The 22,527-nt window shown below is 34.4% G+C and carries 20 protein-coding genes; 7 read left to right on the top strand and 13 right to left on the bottom strand.

Annotation, left to right across the window (positions count from 1 at the left end):
* Positions 1–11: 11 nt before the first annotated feature.
* Genes mgrA through deoC form a run of 6 tightly spaced genes read right to left on the bottom strand, consistent with a single transcriptional unit; the run spans position 12 to position 5,454 of the window.
* On the bottom strand, positions 12–1,010 hold the full coding sequence (gene mgrA / locus B5X53_RS06815) for an L-glyceraldehyde 3-phosphate reductase (RefSeq protein ID WP_079712593.1): 999 nt from the start codon (positions 1,008–1,010) through the stop codon (positions 12–14).
* Between the two features lie 17 nt (positions 1,011–1,027).
* Entirely contained in the window at positions 1,028–2,368 is a 1,341-nt protein-coding gene (locus B5X53_RS06820; protein ID WP_079712484.1) for a Gfo/Idh/MocA family protein, read from the bottom strand.
* A 19-nt stretch (positions 2,369–2,387) separates the two neighbouring features.
* The gene (locus tag B5X53_RS06825; RefSeq protein WP_079712485.1) at positions 2,388–3,152 is read right to left on the bottom strand and encodes a 3-keto-disaccharide hydrolase; all 765 of its coding nucleotides are present in this window, start codon (positions 3,150–3,152) and stop codon (positions 2,388–2,390) included.
* 21 nt (positions 3,153–3,173) lie between these two features.
* Positions 3,174–4,055, bottom strand: a complete 882-nt coding sequence (locus B5X53_RS06830) for a serine hydrolase (RefSeq protein WP_079712486.1) — start codon at positions 4,053–4,055, stop codon at positions 3,174–3,176.
* A 48-nt stretch (positions 4,056–4,103) separates the two neighbouring features.
* Entirely contained in the window at positions 4,104–4,802 is a 699-nt protein-coding gene (gene deoD / locus B5X53_RS06835; protein WP_079712487.1) for a purine-nucleoside phosphorylase, read from the bottom strand.
* 1 nt (position 4,803) lies between these two features.
* Positions 4,804–5,454, bottom strand: a complete 651-nt coding sequence (deoC, locus tag B5X53_RS06840; protein WP_079712488.1) for a deoxyribose-phosphate aldolase — start codon at positions 5,452–5,454, stop codon at positions 4,804–4,806.
* Positions 5,455–5,658: 204 nt separating this feature from the next.
* Between deoC and B5X53_RS06845 the strand changes: the two genes are divergently transcribed.
* The 5 genes from B5X53_RS06845 (at position 5,659) to B5X53_RS06865 (ending at position 13,286) form a co-directional block, all read left to right on the top strand.
* The gene (locus B5X53_RS06845) at positions 5,659–6,387 is read left to right on the top strand and encodes a hypothetical protein (RefSeq protein ID WP_079712489.1); all 729 of its coding nucleotides are present in this window, start codon (positions 5,659–5,661) and stop codon (positions 6,385–6,387) included.
* Positions 6,388–6,389: 2 nt separating this feature from the next.
* Positions 6,390–9,140: a carboxypeptidase-like regulatory domain-containing protein gene (locus tag B5X53_RS06850; RefSeq protein WP_079712490.1), complete on the top strand. Its 2,751-nt coding sequence runs from the start codon at positions 6,390–6,392 to the stop codon at positions 9,138–9,140.
* A gap of 16 nt (positions 9,141–9,156) precedes the next feature.
* Positions 9,157–10,320 carry a DUF4249 domain-containing protein gene (locus tag B5X53_RS06855; protein WP_079712491.1) on the top strand — a complete coding sequence of 388 codons (1,164 nt, stop codon included), beginning with the start codon at positions 9,157–9,159 and terminating at the stop codon, positions 10,318–10,320.
* A 14-nt stretch (positions 10,321–10,334) separates the two neighbouring features.
* Complete coding sequence (locus B5X53_RS06860; RefSeq protein WP_079712492.1) at positions 10,335–12,044, top strand: hypothetical protein; 1,710 nt, start codon at positions 10,335–10,337, stop codon at positions 12,042–12,044.
* Positions 12,045–12,128: 84 nt separating this feature from the next.
* Positions 12,129–13,286, top strand: a complete 1,158-nt coding sequence (locus B5X53_RS06865; RefSeq protein ID WP_079712493.1) for a DUF4249 domain-containing protein — start codon at positions 12,129–12,131, stop codon at positions 13,284–13,286.
* Between the two features lie 10 nt (positions 13,287–13,296).
* Here B5X53_RS06865 and B5X53_RS06870 read toward each other — a convergent pair whose 3' ends face one another.
* Complete coding sequence (locus B5X53_RS06870; protein WP_079712494.1) at positions 13,297–13,518, bottom strand: hypothetical protein; 222 nt, start codon at positions 13,516–13,518, stop codon at positions 13,297–13,299.
* Positions 13,519–13,752: 234 nt separating this feature from the next.
* Here B5X53_RS06870 and B5X53_RS06875 point away from each other — a divergent pair, with 234 nt between their 5' ends.
* Positions 13,753–14,838, top strand: a complete 1,086-nt coding sequence (locus tag B5X53_RS06875) for a PAS domain-containing sensor histidine kinase (RefSeq protein ID WP_079712495.1) — start codon at positions 13,753–13,755, stop codon at positions 14,836–14,838.
* A gap of 58 nt (positions 14,839–14,896) precedes the next feature.
* Here B5X53_RS06875 and B5X53_RS06880 read toward each other — a convergent pair whose 3' ends face one another.
* The 6 genes from B5X53_RS06880 to B5X53_RS06900 all read right to left on the bottom strand — a co-directional run bounded on the left by B5X53_RS06880 (position 14,897) and on the right by B5X53_RS06900 (position 21,336).
* Positions 14,897–17,101 (bottom strand): FG-GAP repeat domain-containing protein, encoded by a 2,205-nt coding sequence (locus B5X53_RS06880; RefSeq protein ID WP_079712496.1) that lies wholly within the window; start codon positions 17,099–17,101, stop codon positions 14,897–14,899.
* A gap of 219 nt (positions 17,102–17,320) precedes the next feature.
* Positions 17,321–17,563, bottom strand: a complete 243-nt coding sequence (locus B5X53_RS18880) for a hypothetical protein (RefSeq protein WP_143533244.1) — start codon at positions 17,561–17,563, stop codon at positions 17,321–17,323.
* 43 nt (positions 17,564–17,606) lie between these two features.
* Positions 17,607–18,497, bottom strand: a complete 891-nt coding sequence (locus tag B5X53_RS06885) for a hypothetical protein (protein WP_079712497.1) — start codon at positions 18,495–18,497, stop codon at positions 17,607–17,609.
* Positions 18,487–19,581: a DUF3696 domain-containing protein gene (locus tag B5X53_RS06890; protein ID WP_079712498.1), complete on the bottom strand. Its 1,095-nt coding sequence runs from the start codon at positions 19,579–19,581 to the stop codon at positions 18,487–18,489. The genes B5X53_RS06885 and B5X53_RS06890 overlap by 11 nt, the downstream gene beginning before the upstream one ends.
* Before the next feature lie 2 nt (positions 19,582–19,583).
* Positions 19,584–20,888, bottom strand: coding sequence for a DUF262 domain-containing protein (locus B5X53_RS06895; protein WP_079712499.1), 1,305 nt, complete (start codon positions 20,886–20,888; stop codon positions 19,584–19,586).
* Between the two features lie 40 nt (positions 20,889–20,928).
* The gene (locus B5X53_RS06900) at positions 20,929–21,336 is read right to left on the bottom strand and encodes a helix-turn-helix domain-containing protein (RefSeq protein ID WP_079712500.1); all 408 of its coding nucleotides are present in this window, start codon (positions 21,334–21,336) and stop codon (positions 20,929–20,931) included.
* A 257-nt stretch (positions 21,337–21,593) separates the two neighbouring features.
* Here B5X53_RS06900 and B5X53_RS06905 point away from each other — a divergent pair, with 257 nt between their 5' ends.
* Entirely contained in the window at positions 21,594–22,472 is an 879-nt protein-coding gene (locus B5X53_RS06905; RefSeq protein ID WP_079712501.1) for a hypothetical protein, read from the top strand.
* The last annotated feature ends 55 nt before the right edge of the window (positions 22,473–22,527 follow it).

Consider the following 22,527-nt stretch of genomic DNA (forward strand, 5'->3'; position numbering starts at 1 on the left):
AAAAAATCTTACTACTTATTTTTTAAAATCCCTTCTATTTTCTCTAATTCATTTTTACTGAAGTCAAGGTTTTCAAGGGTTTTAATATTATCTTCTAATTGAGAAACCTTACTCACACCAACCAGAACTGATGTTACTCGTTCATCTTTTAGCAACCAGGCCACGGCCATTTGCGCCAAGCTCTGATTCCTGGATTGTGCGATTTCGTTAAGTTGTTGCACTTTTTCTACCACATCGGCCGTGATTTGCGATTCATCTAAATAACTTCCCTGGGTAGCCGCACGGCTGTCTTTTGGAATTCCGTTTAAATATTTATCGGTTAAAATTCCCTGTTCCAGGGGAGAGAAAACAATGCTACCAATACCTTCGTGCTCCAGCGTATTTAATAAACCATCTTCAACCCAGCGATCCATCATATTATATCTAGGTTGGTGAATTAAGAAAGGCGTTTTCTGCGCTCTAAGAATTTCGGATGCTCTAGTAGTATCTTTGGCGGAATATTGCGAGATACCCACGTAAAGCGCTTTTCCCTGTCTTACAATCTGGTCTAAAGCGGCCATAGTTTCCTCTAAAGGCGTTTCAGGATCTGGGCGGTGGTGATAGAAAATATCCACATAATCCAGTCCCATTCTTTGTAAAGACTGATCTAAACTGGCAATAAGGTATTTCCTGGATCCAAAATTACCATAAGGTCCCGGCCACATATCCCAACCGGCTTTGGTTGAAATAAGCAATTCATCACGATATGGCTTAAAATCCTGTGCGAAAATTTCCCCGAAATTCTTTTCAGCAGAACCATAAGGCGGACCGTAATTGTTGGCGAGATCAAAATGAGTGATACCGTTATCAAAGGCTGTTCTTAAAATGTCCCTGGCATTTTCAAAATCATCCTTATCTCCGAAATTATGCCATAAACCCAGCGAAAGCAAAGGAAGCTTGATTCCGCTTTTGCCGCAGCGGCGGTATTGCATCTTTTCGTATCTATTCTCGTTAGCTATATATTTATTCATTGAAATTAATTTTAATTCTAAATTTTCGGAAGTTCCCAACCATTATGGTAATTAGCTTTTAGCAGTTTATTAGCCTCATCATCATCAAATTTTTCTTTCTCTGAATCCCAATACAATTTTTTTCCTGTTTTGTATGCGATATTTCCCATATGCGCATTAATTGCCGCAATGCTTCCTGTTTCTATTCCACAATTTAATTTTGAAGAATCATTGGTATTAATGGCTTCAACAAAATTAGCAGCATGCTTTTCCAGAGCATTCCCTTCAGGTTTTTGCAAGGTTATTTCTTCAACTTTCGGAATAAATTCTCCTTCAATATTATCTCCTTCAGGAATTATCTCCCAACCACCCCGATTAACCACGAGCGTGCCGTTATTTCCTATAAAAGCAATTCCTTCGTTTCTTCCATAATTTCCGCCGTCAATTCCAACCGCGTGTTCCCATAGCAAATTAAAATCATCAAACTCATATACTGTTTGAAGGGTATCGGGAGTTTCAGCAGCATCCTTAGGATAAGCAAGTTTTCCACCAGAAGCCAACACCGATTTCGGTGCTTTTGCGTTCATTGCATAGAGCGCGATATCAATTTCGTGTACACCCCAATCGGTCATAAGTCCGCCGGCATAATCCCAAAACCATCGAAAAGTAAAATGAAACCTGTTCTCGTTAAAAGGTCTTTCAGGAGCAGGGCCAAGCCACATTTTATAATTTACACCCGGTGGAGGTGTACTGTTAGGTTTATGCGGAAGCCTGTCTTTCCAGCCTATATAAGCCCAACATTTTACCAACCGAATATTCCCTAGTTTTCCGGATTTCACATACTTTATAGCATCGTCATAATGCGTCCCGCTGCGTTGCCATTGGCCAACCTGTACAATTTTATTATACTTTTTTGCCGCCTTGAGCATGGTATTGCATTCTTCAATACTATTGGCAAGCGGTTTTTCAACATACACGTGTTTCCCCGCTTCCAGAGCGTGCACCAAATTCAAACAATGCCAATGGTCTGGTGTGCCAATAATTACCGCATCAATATCTTTGTTCTCTAACATTTTGCGGTAATCTTTGTACTGTTTTGGAGCTTTACCGGTTATATCTTTTACATTTTTTGTTCGCTCATCTAAAACCCGTTGATCTATATCTGCAAGGGCAATACACGTCACATTGGGTAATTTAAGATGTGCTTGCATATTAGACCAACCCATTCCTTTACAGCCAATTACTCCAAAATTAATTTGATCATTGGCACCAAAACCTGAGAATCCTGATAGCGGATTAGCCAACAGAGATCCCGACAAACTTAAACCGGCAGTGGCGAGGGTAGTTTGCTGCAAAAATTTTCTTCTTGAATTCTTCATTTTTTAAATTTAGAATGCATTAATTTAATTCTCTTACCCAGATATTTCTAAAACTCACAGGATTCCCGTGATCCTGAATATGAATGGGAAGTTTTTCGTCGTGTGCGGTGTAATTAGGTATGCCAATATATTCGGTTGGGCCTCTAAGTTCATAATTATTTTGAACCAACACGCCGTTATGAAGCACAGTAAGTTTCGCCGGACTCAATAAAATGTCATCTTCATTAAATCTTGGAGCGGCAAAAATTATATCGTAGGTATTCCATTCGCCGGGAGCTTTTGTGGCATTTACTAAAGGTGGAGATTGCTTATAAATACTGGCGGCTTGCCCATTAGTATAGGTTTCATTTTCATAGGAATCCAGGATTTGAACTTCATATTTTTCCATGATAATCACACCACTGTTTCCACGGCCTTGTCCTTCGCCTTTAACTTCTGAAGGCGAACGCCATTCTAAATGCAATTGCATATCTCCAAAATTCTCTTTGGTTTTTATCCCACCGGTTCCCGGGTTTACGGTTAGCACATCTCCTTCTATATTCCAGGTGGGTTCGGTGCCATCTTTTTCATTTACAAAAGCTGATAGATCTGAACCATCAAACAATATTTTTGCATCAGAAGGAGGGGTAGTAATAGATTCCCCGGCTTCAATTTTTGGCGGAACCGGTTCGTAAAACTCGGTGGCTTCAGGTGGTAAATCGATATTTTGTTCCTGGGCAAAAGAAGGAATTGAAGCAATTATAAAAGAACCGGCAATTAAACTTGATTTTAAAGATATTTTCATTTTTAAATTTTTAGTTGAAAATTATTTAACGTGATCATAGATCATTTTTGAAACTTCGGTAAGCATTTTTGTACCGGCATCCATATCTTTCATGTTTTTAGAAAGAAGAACCAGTATATATTTTGTTCCGTCAGGTAATTCAATCAGCGCTGAATCGTGATGTACGCCGGTAATCCAACCAGTTTTATTAGCAATATTTAAATCTTCTGGAAGCAAATGCGGAATAAGATCGTTGTGTTTTTGTTGGCGCAAAATTTCGAGCATTTTTTTATCGGCTTCAGGATTTACTACATTTCCGTTTGCAAGAGCTTCAAAAATCAACATCAAATCGTAAGCAGTAGTGGAGTTACTCAACCCGGCTTCATAGGCTTTCATATCTTCTACACCGCGAAGTACGTTGATATTCAGCGCACCGAGATTACGCATTGTTTTATTTACATTTTTCGCGTCAACCAGTTCAATTACGATATTTGTAGCCAAGTTGCTGCTGTAAATAATCATATCAGTTACGAGGTCCTCAATACTTCTTTTCTGGCCAATTTGTACATAAAGATGTTCCCCGCTGTCCCGACCAAGCTCCATAGAATAAGAACTTCCGTCTACAATACTTTTGAATTCATTTTTAATTAAAAGGGAATCTTGAAGAGAAAATTTTTCTTCGGAAGCTTGTTTAAAAACTTCGATCATGACCGGGGTTTTCATAGTGCTGGCCGCGTGAAAATCTTCGTGATGATTTATAAAAATGCTGTGATTTTCTGTGGAAAGATCTTTAAAAGCAATAGCAAAATCGCCTTGAGTTCTTTTAAAAATAGAATCAATTTGGTGCTGAAGTTTTTCAGTGGACGTTTGTGCGTTGCAGATAATACAGGCTAAAATGAAAAAAATGGCCGTGAAAAACTTCATTGGTTTCGAAATTACTTTCCGAATTTAATGAAATTTCCCTAAACCGACTTAAATACTGCCCAAAGCGATTTCCACCATTCGGTTAAAACTTTGCTCCCGGTCTTTTGAAGGTAAATGTTCGCCGGTAACCAAAGAATCTGAAATCGTTAATACCGAAAGAGCCTGCACCTTATGTTTGGCTGCTACGCTGTAAAGGCCGGCGGTTTCCATTTCTACGCAAAGCACTCCATAATCTGCCCATTTTTTATAATTCTGATCGTTTTCTTCATAAAAGACATCAGAAGAAAGTACGTTCCCGGCTCTGAATTTTATGTTATTGGATTCAGCAAATTTTACGGCTTTCATAAATAAATCAAAATCGACAGTAGGAGCGTAGTCAGCGTGCTGAAATTTTGCCTTATTAAAACCTGAATTTGAAGAAGCGGCCATTGCCAAAACAACTTCATTTACATTTAAGTCTTCCTGATAAGAACCTGCAGAACCTACACGGATAAGCTTTTTAGCGCCGTATTCAGTAATTAATTCGGTGCAATAAATCAATGCAGAAGGAATTCCCATTCCCGTAGCCTGTACCGAAACTTTTTTACCTTGAAAGGTGCCGGTATAACCCAACATTCCACGGACTTCATTATAACAAAAGGCATTTTCCAGGAAGTTTTCGGCAATCCATTTTGCTCTTAAGGGATCTCCCGGTAATAAAACGTTTTCTGCTATTTGATCTTTTTTGGATTGTATATGTACGCTCATTCTAGTTTTCTTCTGAAGTTACCAACTTTATTCCCGAGGAAGTTCCTAGCCGCGAAGCACCTAGTTCTATATATTTAATCGCGGTTTCCCGGTCTTTAATACCGCCTGAAGCTTTTATTTGCATTTTATCACCTGCTATTTCTTTCATCAATTTTACGTCATCAAAAGTAGCTCCGCCGGTTCCAAATCCGGTAGACGTTTTCACGAAATCGGCTTTAGCATTTAAAGCGGCACGACAGACAGTTTTCTTTTCGGCATTAGTTAAAAAGCAGGTTTCAATAATTACTTTGAGTACTTTAGAACCAATCGCCTTTTTAATTTCTGCGATTTCATTTTCGATATGATCAATTTTTTCGGCTTTCAGCATACCAATATTTATCACCATATCAATTTCATCGGCACCAAGCGCAATAGCATCTTTAGCTTCAAAAACTTTAGCTGCAGTGGTCATTGCTCCTAAAGGAAAACCTATTACCGCCGCTATTTTTACGTTGGAATTTTCTAAAACCGATTTCGCTAGTTTGATATAAGAAGAGGAGAGGCAAACTGCGTAAAACCGGTGCTCCAGTGCCTCTTTACACAATTTTTCTATATTGGCCGGTGTGGCCGTTGATTTTAATAATGTATGGTCTATATATTGGTTGAGCTGCATTACATATTTTTAAGAATTACAAAGCTAAAACTTTCTGGCAGATCTAATTTATGATAATTCTCAGGTTTTTGATTTTAGACAGCTCTTTTAATTTTAAAAATTAATGGTTCATTTTTTAATATTATTAAGAAAAGATTGATAAAAAACTAATTTATTTTGTAGTTTTCCGGAATTATTAGGTATTATTCATCAATCATTTACTGAATGTTTAGAAATTACTTTTTTCTTTTTTTTATCTTAATTTCTTCCGCGACATTTTCTCAGAATTACTCCGAAGAAAAGATATACTCCTGGTATGATAAGCAAGTTGGAATTGAAAATTCTGGGTTGTTTCGGGGTATTGAGTATGTTGAGACCGATAGAATGATAAATGAAAAACATAAGTTTTTTCAAATTCAGAACTTTCAGATTGGATCTGTAGTTTATGATGGGCAGCCTTATTACGATCTGCCTTTAAAATATAATGTTTACGATGATTTACTACTCATAAACCTTCAATATGGTGAAAGAAATTCTATTTTTCAGCTTTTTAGTGATAAGGTTGATCTATTTGAAATAAATGGGAAGAAATTCAGGTATTTAAAGGCTGATAATGATTCAGATATTATAGGGTTCTACGAAGTGATAAATGAAGAAGGGCAGTTTAAGATTTTTAAAAAACATCTTAAGAACAGAATGGAAATTAGGGATAGGAGTGTTGCTTACAGTGAATTTAGTACTGCAGACCCAGATTATATTTTTCAGTTTAAAAATGAGTATTTTGATTTAGATAATCGAAGGGATCTATTTTCTTTATTTCCCAATTTAAAGAGTGAAATAAGGAGTTTTTATAATGCTAATAGAAAGCAATCCCGCGATAATCCTGATGTGTTTATGAGTAAACTTGCCGCTGAAATGAATAACCAAATTTCAACTGTTCCAACTGACATTTAAGAATGAGAAAAATTCTACTCTTTATATTGCTTTTCTATATTTCACTTACTTACGCTCAAACAGCTGATCCGGTAATTTCTTTAAGTTTTGACAATAAAGAACTTCCTGAAATAATAAAGGAAATCGAAGCAAAAACAGATTTTAAATTTTTCTATGAGGAAGATTGGTTTGGCCTCAATAAATACTCCGGTGAATACTCAGAAGTAAAACTTACCACAGTATTGGAAGATATACTGGAAGAAACCAACATTAATTATTTTATAAAAGGAGAACGTATTATTCTTACCCGTGGTAGTTTAATTTATGACAGACTTCCACAAGGCTTTTTAGAAATTCAGGAAGAAAGAGAAGTAGTAGAAGAAAATCAAAGTGCTGATCCCGTTTTTTATAATGATAATGAAGAACAGGCAGAAGTAGTTGAAACTGTTTTAATAGGAAAAGAAAATAGACAATCTACCAGAAGTACTTATCGACTTTCGGGGAGAGTGGTTTCAGAAAAAGGAGATCCAATTTCAGGCTTAAATATTTTGATTCCGAATCAAGATAAAGGAACCGTTACAGATATTAATGGAAATTATGAAATAAGACTTCCTAAAGGAATAAATATTTTAGAAACACAAGCATTAGGCGTAAGCAAGGTTAAAAAGCGCCTTGTGGTTTATAATGACGGAGTTTTAAATTTACAGTTAAAAGAGAGTTTTGAAGAGTTGAGTGAAGTTTTGGTAGAAGCAAATGCCAGAGATAATGTAAGAACCGCACTCACAGGTGTAGAAAAAATAAACGTTGCCGAGATTAAAAACATTCCACTCGTGTTAGGAGAGCGGGATATTTTAAAAGTAGCAACTACTTTACCAGGTATTACAACAGCAGGAGAAGCAGCAAGCGGATATAATGTGAGAGGAGGGAAAACGGACCAAAATTTAATTTTACTTGACGAAGGGGTTATATATAATCCTACCCATTTCTTCGGTATTTTTTCTGGATTAAACCCTTTTACTACCGGAGATGTAAGTATTTATAAAGGAAGTATTCCTGCTGAATACGGCGGGAGATTATCTTCAGTTTTCGATTTAAATACCAAAACCGGAAATAAAGAAGAATTTGCCGGCGAAGTTTCTATTGGGCCGGTTACAGGAAATTTAAGCCTTGAAATTCCTATAGTGAAAGGTAAATCGAGTTTAATAATTGGGGGACGCGGTACTTATTCGGATTGGATATTGAACCTTCTTGAAGAGGAATCTTTAAAGGACAGCCAGGCTTCATTTTATGATGTAGTGGCAAAATACAATCATAAGTTTGATAATAATGACGAGTTAAATGTAAGTGGTTACTACAGCGATGATGTTTTTAGCATTACTTCAGATTCACTTTTTAGTTATACTAACAGAATGTTTTCCCTTTCTTATAATAAATTTTTTAATGAGAAGCACCAGGGAGAATTGGTGGTGACTAATAGCAATTATGACTTCAATTTAGATTTTGAGAGTGATTTTGGGAATGATTTTGAATCAGGGTACACCATTAATGAATCGGAAGTAAAACTGAAAATGAAATATTTTCATAGTAATGCACATACTTTTAATTATGGTATAAGCGGAAAGTATTATAATGTTTCCCCGGGGGAAATAAATCCTGGCAGTGCAGAATCGCTCATAGAAGAACTTAGCATTCCAAAGGAAAGAGCTATAGAAACAGCCATATTTATTGAAGATAGTTTTGAGGTAACCGAAAGGCTTTTAATAAGTGGCGGGTTAAGATATTCGTTCTATACAGCCTTTGGACCGGCTGGAATAAACACTTATGAATCAGGTTTACCTAGGAATGAAAATACAGTAACAGGCGTAGAAACCTATGATAGTGGTGAAGTAATTGAAACTTATGGCGGGCCTGAGGTTAGAGTCTCGGGTAGGTATTTCTTAACTCCTACCTTTTCAACTAAGTTGAGCTATAATAATACTTATCAATACATCCACACTTTATCTAATAACACAACTGCAGCTCCTACTGATACTTACAAACTTTCAGATAATTATATAAAACCGCAAAGAGCTAATCAGTTTGCATTGGGATTGTTTAAGAATTTTGATGAGAATATTTATGAACTTAGCTTAGAAGGCTATTACAAAACTTCAGATAACCTTTTGGATTATAAAGTAGGCGCCGATTTATTTTTAAATGAAAATATTGAAACTGAAGTTTTACAGGGCGAAGGGGAGGCTTACGGTGCAGAACTCCTTTTGAAGAAAAATAAGGGGAGGCTTAATGGTTATTTAGGTTATACTTACTCCAGATCTTTCATAAAATTAGAGGGGGATTTTCAAGAAGAAACGGTGAATAACGGGGAGTTTTTTCCTACCAATTTTGATAAACCACACGATTTTAGTGCGGTTCTAAATTATAAACTTACCCAGCGCTTTAGTTTTTCTGCCAACTTTGTTTATCAAACCGGTAGACCGGTTACTTATCCTATTGGGAAATATAATTTTAATAATTCTGAATACGTAATGTATAGCGACAGGAACCAATTTAGAATTCCCGATTATTATCGTCTGGATTTAAGTTTTAATGTGGAAGGAAATCATAAAATTGAAAAATTCGCACATAGCTTTTGGAATATTTCAGTCTATAATGTTTTGGGCAGAAATAACCCCTATTCAGTATTTTTTGTAACCGATAGTGGAGAAGTAAAAGCTTACCAAAGCTCTATTTTTTCGATTCCAATTCCAACTATCACCTATAACTTTAGATTCTAGATAATTACTAAGATTGATGAAATTAATTTTAAAATATAAGAGTTTCTTTACTTTAATTGCCTTAATTACAATTCTCGCATCTTGTGTTGAAGAAATACCAATAGAAAATGAAAGTTTTGAAAAAGCGCTTGTTATTGAAGGAAGCGTAACTAACGAGATGAAACAACATCAAATTAAATTATCTCAGGCTTTTGCAATAGATACCTCAGGACCAAATCCTTTATCTGGGGCCAATTTAAGTGTTAATGAATTTGTTTTTGAAGAAAACCAACCAGGAATCTATGTTTCAAGAGATAGTTTTGCTGCACAGCCGGGGGTAGATTATCAATTAAATATTTCTGTAAACGAAAATCAGTACGAATCTCAACCTATGCAGTTAACGGGTACAAGTAGTATAGGTGAATTACAGGCTGATAGAATAGATTATAGAGGAGAAGACGGTGTAGCAATCACTTTAAACAATCAAACTTCAGCAGGCACAGCAAACTACTACAGATATGAGTATACGGAAACCTTTAAATTCAATGCAAATTATTTTAAGGTAAATGATTTAATTCTTGTAGATGGAGAACCCGTTGAAATTCCTAAACAAAAAGAAGAATATACTTGTTACCAAACAAACGAATCTCAAGATTTAATTCTGGCTAATACCAATTCACTTTCGGAAGATAGCGTAAATGACCTGCTAATTAAATTTATAGATTCAGATAATCCTAGTCTTTCCAATAGATATAGTCTTTTAGTAAAACAATATGTTATTAGCAGAGAAGCTTATAATTATTATGAGATCTTACAAGAACTTTCAGGTTCAGATAATTTGTTTTCCCAAAGTCAACCTGGATTTTTTGCAGGGAATATTTCAAATGTCAATAATCCTAATGAAAAAATAATTGGTTATTTTGATGTTGCCTCAGTTTCAACCAAAAGAATCTATTTCAATTATGAAGATTTTTATGACCCAGAAAGCATAAGACCGACGTTTGTATCATTATCTGCCTGTGAGGTGACCTTGCCAGATATACCAACCTTAATAGCTCAATTAGAGCAGAATGCTGTTAAATGGTCAGAGACCCTTCCGGGAAATCCACCGCCAGTTCCACCTTATTTGGTGGTGCCCACCCAGTGTGTTGACTGTACACTTTTTGGAACTAACGAAGAACCCGATTTTTGGGAAGATTAATTCAAACTTAGAAAATGGTTAAAAAGATTTATATATTCCTCTTTTCTGTACTCTTTGTAAATGTGGGTAATGCCCAAATTGAAGACCAGGAAAATTTTCTTCAAAATGAAGTACTAAAAGAACAGGTTTATCTTCACCTCAATAGTAGCCTCTTATTTAGTGGAGAAAAATTGCTCTATAAATTTTATTGTCTTGACAGCGAAACCCGCAAACTTAGCGAATTAAGTAAAACAGGTTGGGTGGTATTAGTTAATTCAGATAAGGAACAGGTGTTTAAACATAAGTTACAGCTTCGAGCGGGCCAGGCTTATTCCGATTTTTTTATTCCTTCAAATCTGCCTTCAGGAGCTTATAAAATTTTAGCATATACAGCCTGGATGTTAAATGCCGAAGATAACTATTTTGAACAGGATGTATATATTTTAAATCCATATCAATCAGAAAATAAGGGGCTTATTTTAAAAGATTCTATCGCAACATTTTCACAGAATATTACTGTAGAAAAAAACACATCTAATTTTAATTTAAAACTGAATAAAAGTTCATTCTCATCCCGGGAACTAGTAACCTTAACGTCCGATGGTCCTTCTAAATTAAATGGAAATTTTTCAATTTCAGTTAGACGGAAAAATAATTTAAAAAAGCCTGAATTATTGAATAGTACTAATTTTAATGAATCGTATGAGAATATTAATTGGGATTTTTCAGATACTTTAATATTTCCGGAAGTAAGAGGATCTCTTATTACCGGGAAGGTTATTAGGAACGATGATCAACAGGTAAGTAACAATTTAATAGTTTCATTTCCCGGGGAAGAAAATCAATTAAACATTATTTCTACGAAAGAAAATGGTGAATTTAATTTCACCATAGACCAAGCCATTAATGAAGAGGAAGTTTTAATCCAAATAGCTAACAATCAAAATAATGATTATAGCATAGAATTAAAACAAAATCCTCAACCCGATCTCGGTTCCCTTAATTTTGAAACTCCTGAGGTTTATCAGGGTTTTAAAGAATATATTTTAGAAAAAAGTATCAATAATCAGATTGAAAATGCGTATTCGGCTACTAAAGCAGATCGTACAATATTTCATGACAATTCAGGATATTTTTTCGAAGAAAACCTGGAGAAGTTCAACTTAGACGATTATACACGTTTTCCGGAAGTTACTCAAACCTTTGTAGAAATTATTGAAAATGGTAGAGTTAAAAGAAATGCTGACGGAAGCCATAGCATATTAGTACGAAATAAAAATACAAACGGAGAATTTACCTTGCCGGCATTGCTCGTACTAGATGGGGTAGTAATACAGGATCACGATAAATTGGTTTCTTTTGACGCAGAAGGAATTGAAAGTATAGGCCTTTTAAGAAATAAATTCTTTTTTGGGCCCGAAATCTACCAGGGAGTAGTTGTTGTGGAGACCATAGAAGGAAATTTCCCGGAAGTGTTTAGAGATGATACCATAAAATCGCAGCCTATTAGTACTACCCAAAATCCTAAAAAATATTATAGCCCCGATTATCAATCTGAAAATTTAGAACGAATTCCCGATTATAGGACGCAACTCTGGTGGAATCCAACAATAAATTTTGAACCTGGGAAAAAACACCTTAAATTTTATACTTCAGACCTTACTGGAGAATTTGAAATTAATCTTCAAGGATTTACGGATGATGGTGAACCGGTATCCTTAAAAAAGTATTTTAGAGTAGAATAGGTATAAATATTACATCATACTTTTAGTATATTAAACATTTAAAGTTCTACTTTACATATTTAAACCTTATTATTCTTAATTTGGATGACTTCAAGATCGAAATATAGCGCGCTTTTTTTACTCCTAGCTTTCGTGGTATTTATATCATCTTGTGTAGAAGAAATTCCATTAGATTCCGAAAATTTTGAAGATGCAATTGTAATTGAGGCTCTGGTTACAAATGAGTTGAAGAAACACGAAGTAAAACTATCGCAGGCTTTTGAAATAGATTCTACAGGTCCCAATCCCCTGGCAGGCGCAGACATTCGAGTTACAGGCGACCGGGATTATGTTTTTCAGGAAGTAGAACCTGGTCGCTATTTATCTATAGATAGCTTTGCCGCCCACCCCGGAATAGAATACCAGCTTAATATTCGTGTGGATGATAGGGAATTTAGATCAGAACCAACAAAACTTTCGGGAAACAGTGATATAGGTGAATTAGAAGCTAATAGAATTAATTACCGGGGGGAAGATGGAGTTGCCATTACACTAACTAATGAATCTTCCCCTGACGGCGCTAATTATTATAAGTACGAATATGTAGAAACTTTTAAATTCAATTCAAATTATCAAAAATTTAAAGATTTAATTCTTGTAGATGGAGAACCAGTTGAAGTTCCTAAACAAAAAGAGGAGTATACCTGTTACCAAACTAATGATTCCCAGGAAATAATAGTTGCAAATACAAATTCACTATCAGAGGATAGTGTAAATAATTTATTAATTAAATTTATAGATTCAAAAAACCCTAGTCTTTCTAATAGATATAGCCTGTTAATAAAACAATATGTAATAAGTAGGAAATCCTATAATTATTATAAAATTTTAGAAGAGCTTTCAGGATCTGATAATATTTTTTCTCAAAGTCAACCAGGATTTTTCGATGGAAATATTCAAAGTACAAACAACCCGGATGAAAATGTTATTGGATTCTTCAATGTTTCTTCAGTAGCCACCAAAAGAATTTATTTTAACTATGGAGATTTTTACGATCCACAAGGCATTAGACCTCGATTCGTTTCTTTTGATCTTTGCGAAGAAACTTTTCCAGATTATGCCACTTTAATATCTGAATTGGAAAGAAATGCTGTAAGATGGTCCGGAGTAACTCCGGGAGGAGGTTTTCTTGTTGTACCTCGAATATGTGTAGATTGTACTCTTTTTGGTACAAATGAGAAGCCTGATTTTTGGGAGGATTAGTTAAAATTTACTATCCTTTATTATCCGGATAATCTTCATACCAGTCATCAAAGGTCTTTTTGGTTTTATAATTATCGGTAAGAACCTTATAAACGGTGTATATTAGAAGAATTTGGCCTATACAGGTTAAATAGAAAACCACCGGAAAACTGATATTAAAATATACCAGGCTTGTGACTACAACTAAAAGAATGGTGGTGATTATTAAATATGTAATTCCATTGTTTTTCATAATCTTTAATTTACAGAAGATTACCTTTAATCTATCTTAAAGAGTCATTAAAAATTAGTTATTGTTTTTAAAATGTTTTAAGACAACTTCGTTCTCTAATTTGTTGTAATTTACCGGATGGAGTTTAAATACGTCGGTTCCTGTAAGACCCTCAATCTCAGTACATAATTTGCCCGTACGTTTATTAAATTAAGCTTTTTTATTGAGCTAACTCAATTATACCTATCATGCTTTATGGAATTACCCCACCCACCAACTAAGACGCTGGAATTAAAAATCGCAGACAATGTCTCAGCTATGCTCGCCTTTTGGGATAAGGATCTCATTTGCCGATTTGCTAACGCCGCTTATCTGGAATGGTTTGGGATGCGTCAGGAGGATATGATTAATAAAATGAACATTCAAGAACTTTTAGGACCCTTATACGAACAAAACCTGCCTTATATTACCGGTGCATTAAATGGACGCGCACAGGTCTTTGAAAAGGAAATTACGTTGCCTGACGGAAAAGGGAAAAGATATGCCCTGGCCAATTATTATCCCGAAATTGAAAATGGGGAAGTAAAAGGTTTCTATGTTCACGTGGCAGATGTTTCTCCTATTAAAAAGCTGGAAAAAAAGCTTAAAAAATCTAATGCGAAGGTTAAAAAGCAAAATAATCGTTTATTAAATTTTGCCAATATAGTTTCTCATAATCTCAAATCTTATTCGGGGAACCTTGAGTCATTGCTAAATTTATACGAAACTGCAGATTCTGATGAAGAAAAAGCTGAAATCTGGAACTATCTCCAAAGTTTATCATCCGAATTTTCTTCTACCGTATCCGATTTAAATGAAATTGTAAAACTGAAGAATCAGAAAGATATAAGTTTAACTGATTTAAGCTTGACTCAGTTTATTCAGAAAACAAAGAATATTTTAAGGGTAGAGATTAAAAAAAGTAAGGCGATAATTAAAAGTAACGTGGATGAAGAAACAATAATTAAAGCCAACCCAGCTTATCTAGAAAGTATTTTGCTGAATATTCTCAGCAATTCCCTTAAATATCGTAATCCTGAAAAACCATTAGAGATTGAATTAAATTGTTTCTCCAGCAAAAAACGAATTGTTTTAAATATCAAAGATAACGGACTTGGTATTGACCTTAAAAAATACGGAAAAGACCTTTTTGGCATGTATAAAACTTTTCATGGAAATGCAGATGCCCAGGGAATAGGTTTATTTATAACTAAATACCAGGTAGAGGCCATGGGAGGTGAAATAAGCGTTGAAAGTGCGGTAGGCGAGGGGGCTGATTTTAAAGTTAGCTTTAGAAATTAGATTCTGCAAGTACCCTGTCAAAAATTGAGGTATTCAAACCATTAAAACTCAGTTCAATTTACAGCGATATTGTTTTTAAATTCAGTTCTTCAGCTTCAGCCTTATTTTCGATAATTTTATAAAAGGTATTCAATTTAAGTTTTTTAAAAACCTGGGAGTTATCACTACCTGCCCATTTAATTATAATTTCCTGTATTTCTGAAGCTTTCCCTAGCCCCATTTGTGCCCTTAAGGTAGAACCGCCAAAACTACCACCAGAGCTAACGGTATGAAATATAGACCGTTTTCTTCCATCTTCAATAACCGTCACTTCAATTTTGCTCCCAATAGCAGCCCTGTTTGCTTCCGTTCCTTCAAGTTTTACGCTTATCCAATTGTTTTCAGCTTCATACGGGTTCTGATATAAAGAATTGAAAAATTTATCGCCTTCAAAAGCGCCACCCATAACAACGTGTATATCCTGGTCACCATCATTATCAATATCAGAAAAAGAGACGGCGTGGCCTTTTTGAATATGGCCAAAACCACCCGCCGTGGTCACATCCTGGAAATCTTTACCTGAATTATTCCTGAAAACCCGGTTTGGAATAATGGACTCGTAACTTACTTCACCGGTACTTAAATAAAAATCAGGATAACCATCATTATCTAAATCGCCGTAATTGGCGCCCATAGCGTAGCCTATTTTATCTAATCCAACTTCAGCTGAAACATCGGTGAAAGTTCCTTTATTATTTTCATAAAGGCGCATCGTTTCGGCATTATTTCGTTCGCCTAAATACTCTTTAATAATATCCGGGACAATAGTATAAGAATTACTTTTTCGATATCCGGCTACAAAAATATCCATCCATCCATCATTATTATAATCAAAAGACCAGGTTGGGAAACTGGAGATTTGCTCTCCTAATCCTACTTCAGCTCCGGCTTCTTTAAAACTTATATTACCCTTGTCATCAGGTCCGTTATTTAGAAATAATAAATTCTTACTTGTGGCCTGAAGCGTAGAAATATAGATATCCATCCAGCCGTCGTTGTTGTAATCCCCGCTGGTTACTCCTTTTACATAATAAGGTTCATTTTCTGTACTCACGGTAAGCCCTGCTCTGGAAGTTAGGTTAGAAAAAGTACCATCCCCATTATTTTTGTAAAACTCGGAAGTATGAATATTATTTTTTTCAGATTCATTTCCTATAAATAGATCAACCCAACCATCGTTATCAAAATCTGCCCAGGTGGCAGTTTGGGTAGGGTGGAAGGAAAGTAAACCGGCTTCAATAGTTACATCGGTAAAAGTACCATCACCATTATTTTTAAGAAGGGAATTTGGATGTTTACCTAAAGTTCCCATCCAGGCTCCCCGCATCACAAAAACATCCAGGAATCCGTCATTATTATAATCGCCCTGCACCATATTCAGCCCTCCGGTAACTAATTCCAGACCGGCAGTTTCCGTTTTTTCTGTAAATGTCCCATCTCCGTTGTTTTCAAAGTATCTAAGATTATCTGCAGGTGACCAACTGGAAACTAACACATCTAGGAGATGATCGTTATTGAAATCATCTACGATTCCGCCTCCTGATAATTCATTAACATTTAAACTTAATTTGGGAGCAATATCTTTAAATTTTTTGAGGGTATAGTCTGATTCAAAAGCACTTTCGGGTATTAACCATTTTTCGGGAACACCTTCAGGGTATTCACCTAAAGTCATATAAGCAATATTCAAGAGCCACCGACTATTATAATCGTGCGAATTCTGCCTTAAAAATTCTTCGTAAAGTTTAATAGCATTTCTGGAGCCTTTTGGAACCTGGTGAAAGCCTTTTGGGTTAATAGGAATAATGCAGGATGCCGAAGCATCATGATGATGAATACAGTTTTGTTGTTCTCCTAAACGCATATAGGCCAGAGCCAGTAATGGGCCAATACTTTCTTCTTCCTGAGCTTCCAGTTTGTATAATAACAGTCCGCCGCTGCTAGCTTCTCTTAAATTTTCAAGTATAGTAATAGCTTCTTTGGTTTTACCCGCGTATAAGAGAGCACGCGCTTTTTTAAGATTATACCTTTCTTTTTGATTTTTGGGTGCTACCTGTGATAAGCTATCAAAATATGCAGCTCTTACAGAGGAAGCATAAATATTCTCGGGAACAAAAAATTGATTTTTGGCCGTTTCTTCTAAAAGATCAGGCATTGTTTCCTTATCGTCACAAGAAACAAAGACTAAAACTGAAAATAAGGCAATAAAAAGAATGTACTTCATGATTTTATAAGGTGGTATACTTTTTATTTCTCTTAAATGAATTAAAGGCTTCCCAAATGATATAGATAGGTGAAATTGAAATATTTAATTTACCAAACCTAAGGAAATATAATATTTTTATGAAGTGACTTGAAGTTTTTTAAAAATAGAAGAAGAAAATTATATGAGAAGGAACTGATGCCCAGATTATATTAAGATAACCGAATAGGTCACATTTTCTTAGGTTTTGATACTCAAAAAAATCGGGGTGGTAGTTGCGAAGCGTAGGCTGAACCTGGAACCACAACAAACATAATAGCTGTTACAAAAAATCCACCATTTTCCAATAGTGGGTTTTAGAAAGTCGGGGTGGCAGGAAGCTTTTAAGGCTTCATCAGCCAAGTCATACCGCGACAATGTATCTTTAATTCTGGATATATTCACCGAATCATTCACTAAATTAGAAAGAACTATACGACTCATTTTATTTCATCGCTTTTGAAGGCATTAAGATAAGAATTTACTATTATAAATGTCTGCCAATATGTCCAATTAAAATTTTACCTCCCCCAATTTCATATTTTCCTTCATGAAAATATATTCTATTCTGTTCTACTTTTCTGTTATCGTTAAAAACCAATTTCAAATGTAACTCACAGTAGATATTTTCATTAATACCCTCATTATTTTGAAAGTCAAAGGTCAAATCTGATTTTCTCTCTATATTACCTTCAGGGGATGCATTACTATCTAAATCACATGATGAATTAAATTGTTTTAAAACATCTTGGCGTGTCTTATTTTCTTCTATACAAATTGGCAAAATATCATTTAAATAAATTAAATGTTTAATAATAGTTTCATAGCTATCCCTCAGAATTTTTTTTAATGAAGTTAAAATATTTGGATGAAAAATTAGATTGGGAAAATACTTTTTGCATTCAGAAAAAAATACTTCAGGGGTAAGTAAAAATTGTTGTAAAAAATATCGATGGAAACTTAACCAATTATTTTTATTATAAACTAGGAATTTTGGGTCAATTCCTTCTACTTCAAATAAGCACATTAAGCCATGCAGTTCATTTTCGGATTGTTCATTGAGTAAGATCTCGATAACTTCATCAGTTGTAATACTTGTTTTTTTCGATTTTCTTAAAACTATATTTAAATAAGTAATTATTTGTTTATTAAATAATTGTTTGGTATTGGGCGAAAAACCTAAAAACTCTGCGACGGTGATGTTAGGATAAATTAAAGCTTCATAAATTCCACTATTAACAAGCACTACCTCACTCTCATGTTGCCTTATAAAATCATAATCATCCGAGAAAGATCTAATTCTATTTTCAATTTGAGATACAGTAGTCTTGGTTTTATATTCGAATGATTTATTTACCAAATAAAAATTACTCTGCATTTTCCCTTCCAAGTTTAAAAATTTGAGAAAGGTCTATTTCCTGTTGATCAAAAAATCCATCCGGCCAATTGCTAATACTACCGTCCTTTTCAATTTTAAGTTCTAAAAATGCATTCTGACCATCCATAAAATATAGAATTGAAATTTCATTGTGAGATAATTTTATTTCTTCTTCTAAGGAGGCCAAGATTAAACTATTTAGTATATGTTCACTATGAGATTCAATAAAAACTTGAACTCCTATAGAGGCCACCTTTGCAAGAAACTTAACAAGATTGGACTGGGCTTTAGGATGTAAATGAGCCTCTGGATTTTCAACAATTAAAATCTCACCAGGTTTTGCGATTAAACCAGAAACAATAATCGGCAAAACATAGGAATATCCAAATCCTACATTTGTAGCTCGAAATTTATTATTTCCTATACCAAATGTAAGCGTTATTAAGCGTGAACTTTCCTCACTCGAGACGTATGTCTTGATTTTTTTAGTATCTAAAATTTCAGATAACCATTTCCCAGATTGAATTTCCAATTCTTGAGATAAATTTTCTTCGGGATGGGTAAAGATCTCGTTCACCAATTCCCCTCTTTTTTGCAGTAACACATTACCCACAAATTCTCCCTTGGTTCCTACGTTGATAAATTCAGGTAAGCTTGATTTCAGATAAAATTCTTGTGGCCCAACCCTATCCGCAGCAACGTAATGAATATTCTGAAATTTTTTTAGAACCTCATGAGAAAAGTCATTTATAACAACACCCACCATATCATCATCTAAATCCGATTTAAGCTCTAAATTTAAGTTGTGGGTCTCAAAAGAATGCTTAATTTTAATTGAAGTGTCATTGGTTGTATTCCTATTTTTCACGTCATAAAATGTCCCCAAATTCACACAAGATCCATTAAAAAATAATTTAGAGAACTTTTCTTGATTCTCTAAAGATTGACGGATTAATAGTAAACTTTGTAAAAATGAAGATTTCCCTCTTCCATTAATTCCTGTTAATAAATTGATATTTTTTAAAGGAAATTTAATTTCATCCTTGAAACCTTTAAAATTTTTTAATTCTGTTGAAAAAATCATCCTTATAAATTTTTACACCCTGCATTTAAAGTATCAAATACTAAATCAAATCTAGTGGAAACTCTTTTTTTATCACCAGTCGAAATTCTAACTGCATCTAAATAATCCCAATTGTCAATCAAAATTTTAAAATTTTTCTTGATTGTTCTTTTATTTAATTTTAAAAACTCTTCATTTTGCGAGGCAAAATATCCAGCAACTGTTTCAAAAACTGCGATATTAATTCGTCCTCTCGTTTCATTTGTCGGAATTCTAAAATTATTACGACCGAAAAAGTCATATGTGAGACGCATTGACTTATCGAATTCCTCTTCCAGTGCGATTATTTCTGAGTCATTAATATTAAATCTATTTAGATATTTCATCGCCCTTTCGACAAAATCATTCATGCTATTTTTGTAATTAAGCCTATAGTCAAATATTCTAAATGATAAAAATCTCAATATAGCTTCTTGATCTTTAGCTCGATTTGAGGAAATACCATAATCAATACTTAATTTGAAACCTTCCTTTTGAGACAACTTCTGAAGAAATTCTGTAGCCGTTCCTAAGAAAATACAATTTCTAATTTCTTGTCTTTCTAATTGCGTTCCTCCAGTATTTATTCTATTGAAAATATCATAAACCATTTCTAAGGGAACAGTTGGTTGGATAAGATAAACTAGCAATTTCTTGTCTTCAATTCTACTTTGATAACTAATATCTAAGGACTTTAATGCACTAAAGTTTTTTCCATTTAAATTAGGAAATGCTTTTAATCCACTTAGTGAAAATTCATCTTTCATGAATCTACGTAATGTGGTAATCCTTTGTCTTCCATCTACAATTACATACTTTCCTTTTGTATCCTTGTTTATATAGAGCGGGGGTAAAGGAAAATTCAATAAAATAGATTCTATAAAGAGACTTTGTTGTTCAATTTTCCAAATATAGTTTCTCTGAAAATTTGGCATTTTAATTAAGCCTCTTTCCCATTTTCTTTCAACTAATTCGTAAACTGTTTGAGGATCTTCCCTTATATCAATATCAGCTTGTGTTGGATCATATGGATAAATTGAACCACTTTGACCGTCATTTTCATCTAAAGTGTCTTCATCACTTTCGATTTGTTCTACATGATCTAAAATTTCAGAAGCGTAATCGGAAAATTGATCTTCTAATAGACCGTGAAGTATTAGTTTAAATTCATCATAGCGCTGAAAAGATTTTCCTTTTAGTGATTCTAACTTATTTATGATATTTAAGGGTAACTCATCTTTTAAAATATCTAAAGAATATTCAGTTAACTCAATTTTATTTGTCAGCATTTGAACAATTTTGTGAAAAATATAAAATTTAGTAAAATAATTACTTTTTGTTATCTGTATAATTTCTTAACTCGAGATATTTTTCCTGCTCAACTTTTATTAGCCGTTCGTAGAGTTTTTTATTCTCATCAATCAGTTCCATTATTTTGTCCAAAGGATTAAAGGTGCAATTATAGTTTAATGATGCGGATTGGTCGTGAAAAGTATTACCTATAATATTGAAAACCGCATCTTCAGAGAAATTTTCTATAGCTTCTTTGGTAACGCCAAGAACTTTAGCGACTTTCTCCAATTTTTCATCTTCCAAAGTTTCACTTTGTTCAATATGAGAAACACTCTGCTGGCTTATTCCTAGTTCTTCGGCCAGGGTTTCCTGTTTCATGCCTCGTAATTCACGAATGCGGGCAATCTTACGGCCTATATGGTTGGGTTTGGTAGTTGTTGTCATAATCTCAAAGATAAGGATTCATTTTAAAGTTTTAAGACTTTTCGCAAGCGGTAATTTACAGGCAACCGTCTGTATTTTACAAGTACGCCTGGTTCGGTACGGGGACTAATTTTCAGAATTTGAGGTCAGAATCAATAAAATTACCGGCTTACTAATGAAATTTTCTCCCCTTAACTCCAAATATATAGAAAATGCATTAAAACCAATTATGGGAAAACGTAATAAGAAAAAATAAAAACTTTTAAACCATAATAGTTATGAAAATCAAAAACATACCGCAGCACGTATTGGAACAACTCATAGAGGTGATTAGGTCTTTGGTTAAGGTGCATTCCATTTACTGGATTGGCGCAGCTAAAAGAGACAGTTTTTCAAGTTATATTTTTAATTCTAAAGTATATGACCATTCTAAACAGGAATATGAATTCACGCTACTTATTATCAGCTACAAAGAAATTTGCGATCCCAAAACTTTTATGAGCGAGGTGTTTAATAAAATGAAGGAACGGGTGAAATTGTATAGTATTGATTATTCCTATAATGACATCAAACGGCGATTAGAAGCAGGCGATAATTTTTTAAGTCGGTTGCTTTTGCCTGAGAATTGTTTGTTCGAGGAAAGTCCTTTATCCCTAACAGGCTATTGTTACCACCCCAAGAAATTTGAAGAAATTAAAAAGGCATGGGAGTTTAGATTGAACCGGGGATCCTATTTTGAAGATAAAACAGATACCGTAGATATGGTGAATGATGAAAGTGCAAGGATGGTATTGGTTGGCCAAACCATATTGCAAACCTGTGCGGCACTTCTTGGGGTTTATTGGGAATGGAAACCCCACTATTTTGAGCTCGACCTGCTTTTAAACCTCTGTAAACACTTTAGCAAAAGCCCGCGTATAGTTTTACCAAAAAAATCTTTCACCTCAAAAAAGGTGTATAGCCAGCTCTGCCATGCACAGTATAATATCAACTTTAAAACGGTAGATGACGTAACCATGAAAGATAGTGATTATGCAAGTAATTTAGCCGAACGTTTTCTAAGAAAAGTACATAAAGAAGGAAATAAAAAACTAAAGGAACTTGAACTTCTGCATAATCGGAAATACACTAATAATTACAATGAAATGGAAACATAATTTTAAGCCAGAAACTATGAAAAAACCACGCATTCCTTGAATTGGTCATATAGCT

It is taken from the genome of Salegentibacter salinarum, assembly GCF_900168115.1.
Lineage (GTDB): Bacteria > Bacteroidota > Bacteroidia > Flavobacteriales > Flavobacteriaceae > Salegentibacter > Salegentibacter salinarum.

Excerpts from the sequence above, each read along its gene's own strand:
- B5X53_RS06865 (WP_079712493.1), top strand. The coding sequence starts at position 12,129 with ATGACTTCAAGATCGAAATATAGCGCGCTTTTTTTACTCCTAGCTTTC.
- deoD (WP_079712487.1), bottom strand. The coding sequence starts at position 4,802 with ATGAGCGTACATATACAATCCAAAAAAGATCAAATAGCAGAAAACGTT.
- B5X53_RS06880 (WP_079712496.1), bottom strand. The coding sequence starts at position 17,101 with ATGAAGTACATTCTTTTTATTGCCTTATTTTCAGTTTTAGTCTTTGTT.
- B5X53_RS06850 (WP_079712490.1), top strand. The coding sequence starts at position 6,390 with ATGAGAAAAATTCTACTCTTTATATTGCTTTTCTATATTTCACTTACT.
- B5X53_RS06870 (WP_079712494.1), bottom strand. The coding sequence starts at position 13,518 with ATGAAAAACAATGGAATTACATATTTAATAATCACCACCATTCTTTTA.
- B5X53_RS06845 (WP_079712489.1), top strand. The coding sequence starts at position 5,659 with ATGTTTAGAAATTACTTTTTTCTTTTTTTTATCTTAATTTCTTCCGCG.
- B5X53_RS06860 (WP_079712492.1), top strand. The coding sequence starts at position 10,335 with ATGGTTAAAAAGATTTATATATTCCTCTTTTCTGTACTCTTTGTAAAT.
- B5X53_RS18880 (WP_143533244.1), bottom strand. The coding sequence starts at position 17,563 with ATGAGTCGTATAGTTCTTTCTAATTTAGTGAATGATTCGGTGAATATA.
- deoC (WP_079712488.1), bottom strand. The coding sequence starts at position 5,454 with ATGCAGCTCAACCAATATATAGACCATACATTATTAAAATCAACGGCC.
- B5X53_RS06895 (WP_079712499.1), bottom strand. The coding sequence starts at position 20,888 with ATGCTGACAAATAAAATTGAGTTAACTGAATATTCTTTAGATATTTTA.
- B5X53_RS06890 (WP_079712498.1), bottom strand. The coding sequence starts at position 19,581 with ATGATTTTTTCAACAGAATTAAAAAATTTTAAAGGTTTCAAGGATGAA.
- B5X53_RS06830 (WP_079712486.1), bottom strand. The coding sequence starts at position 4,055 with ATGAAGTTTTTCACGGCCATTTTTTTCATTTTAGCCTGTATTATCTGC.
- B5X53_RS06855 (WP_079712491.1), top strand. The coding sequence starts at position 9,157 with ATGAAATTAATTTTAAAATATAAGAGTTTCTTTACTTTAATTGCCTTA.
- mgrA (WP_079712593.1), bottom strand. The coding sequence starts at position 1,010 with ATGAATAAATATATAGCTAACGAGAATAGATACGAAAAGATGCAATAC.
- B5X53_RS06905 (WP_079712501.1), top strand. The coding sequence starts at position 21,594 with ATGAAAATCAAAAACATACCGCAGCACGTATTGGAACAACTCATAGAG.
- B5X53_RS06825 (WP_079712485.1), bottom strand. The coding sequence starts at position 3,152 with ATGAAAATATCTTTAAAATCAAGTTTAATTGCCGGTTCTTTTATAATT.
- B5X53_RS06875 (WP_079712495.1), top strand. The coding sequence starts at position 13,753 with ATGGAATTACCCCACCCACCAACTAAGACGCTGGAATTAAAAATCGCA.
- B5X53_RS06900 (WP_079712500.1), bottom strand. The coding sequence starts at position 21,336 with ATGACAACAACTACCAAACCCAACCATATAGGCCGTAAGATTGCCCGC.
- B5X53_RS06885 (WP_079712497.1), bottom strand. The coding sequence starts at position 18,497 with ATGCAGAGTAATTTTTATTTGGTAAATAAATCATTCGAATATAAAACC.
- B5X53_RS06820 (WP_079712484.1), bottom strand. The coding sequence starts at position 2,368 with ATGAAGAATTCAAGAAGAAAATTTTTGCAGCAAACTACCCTCGCCACT.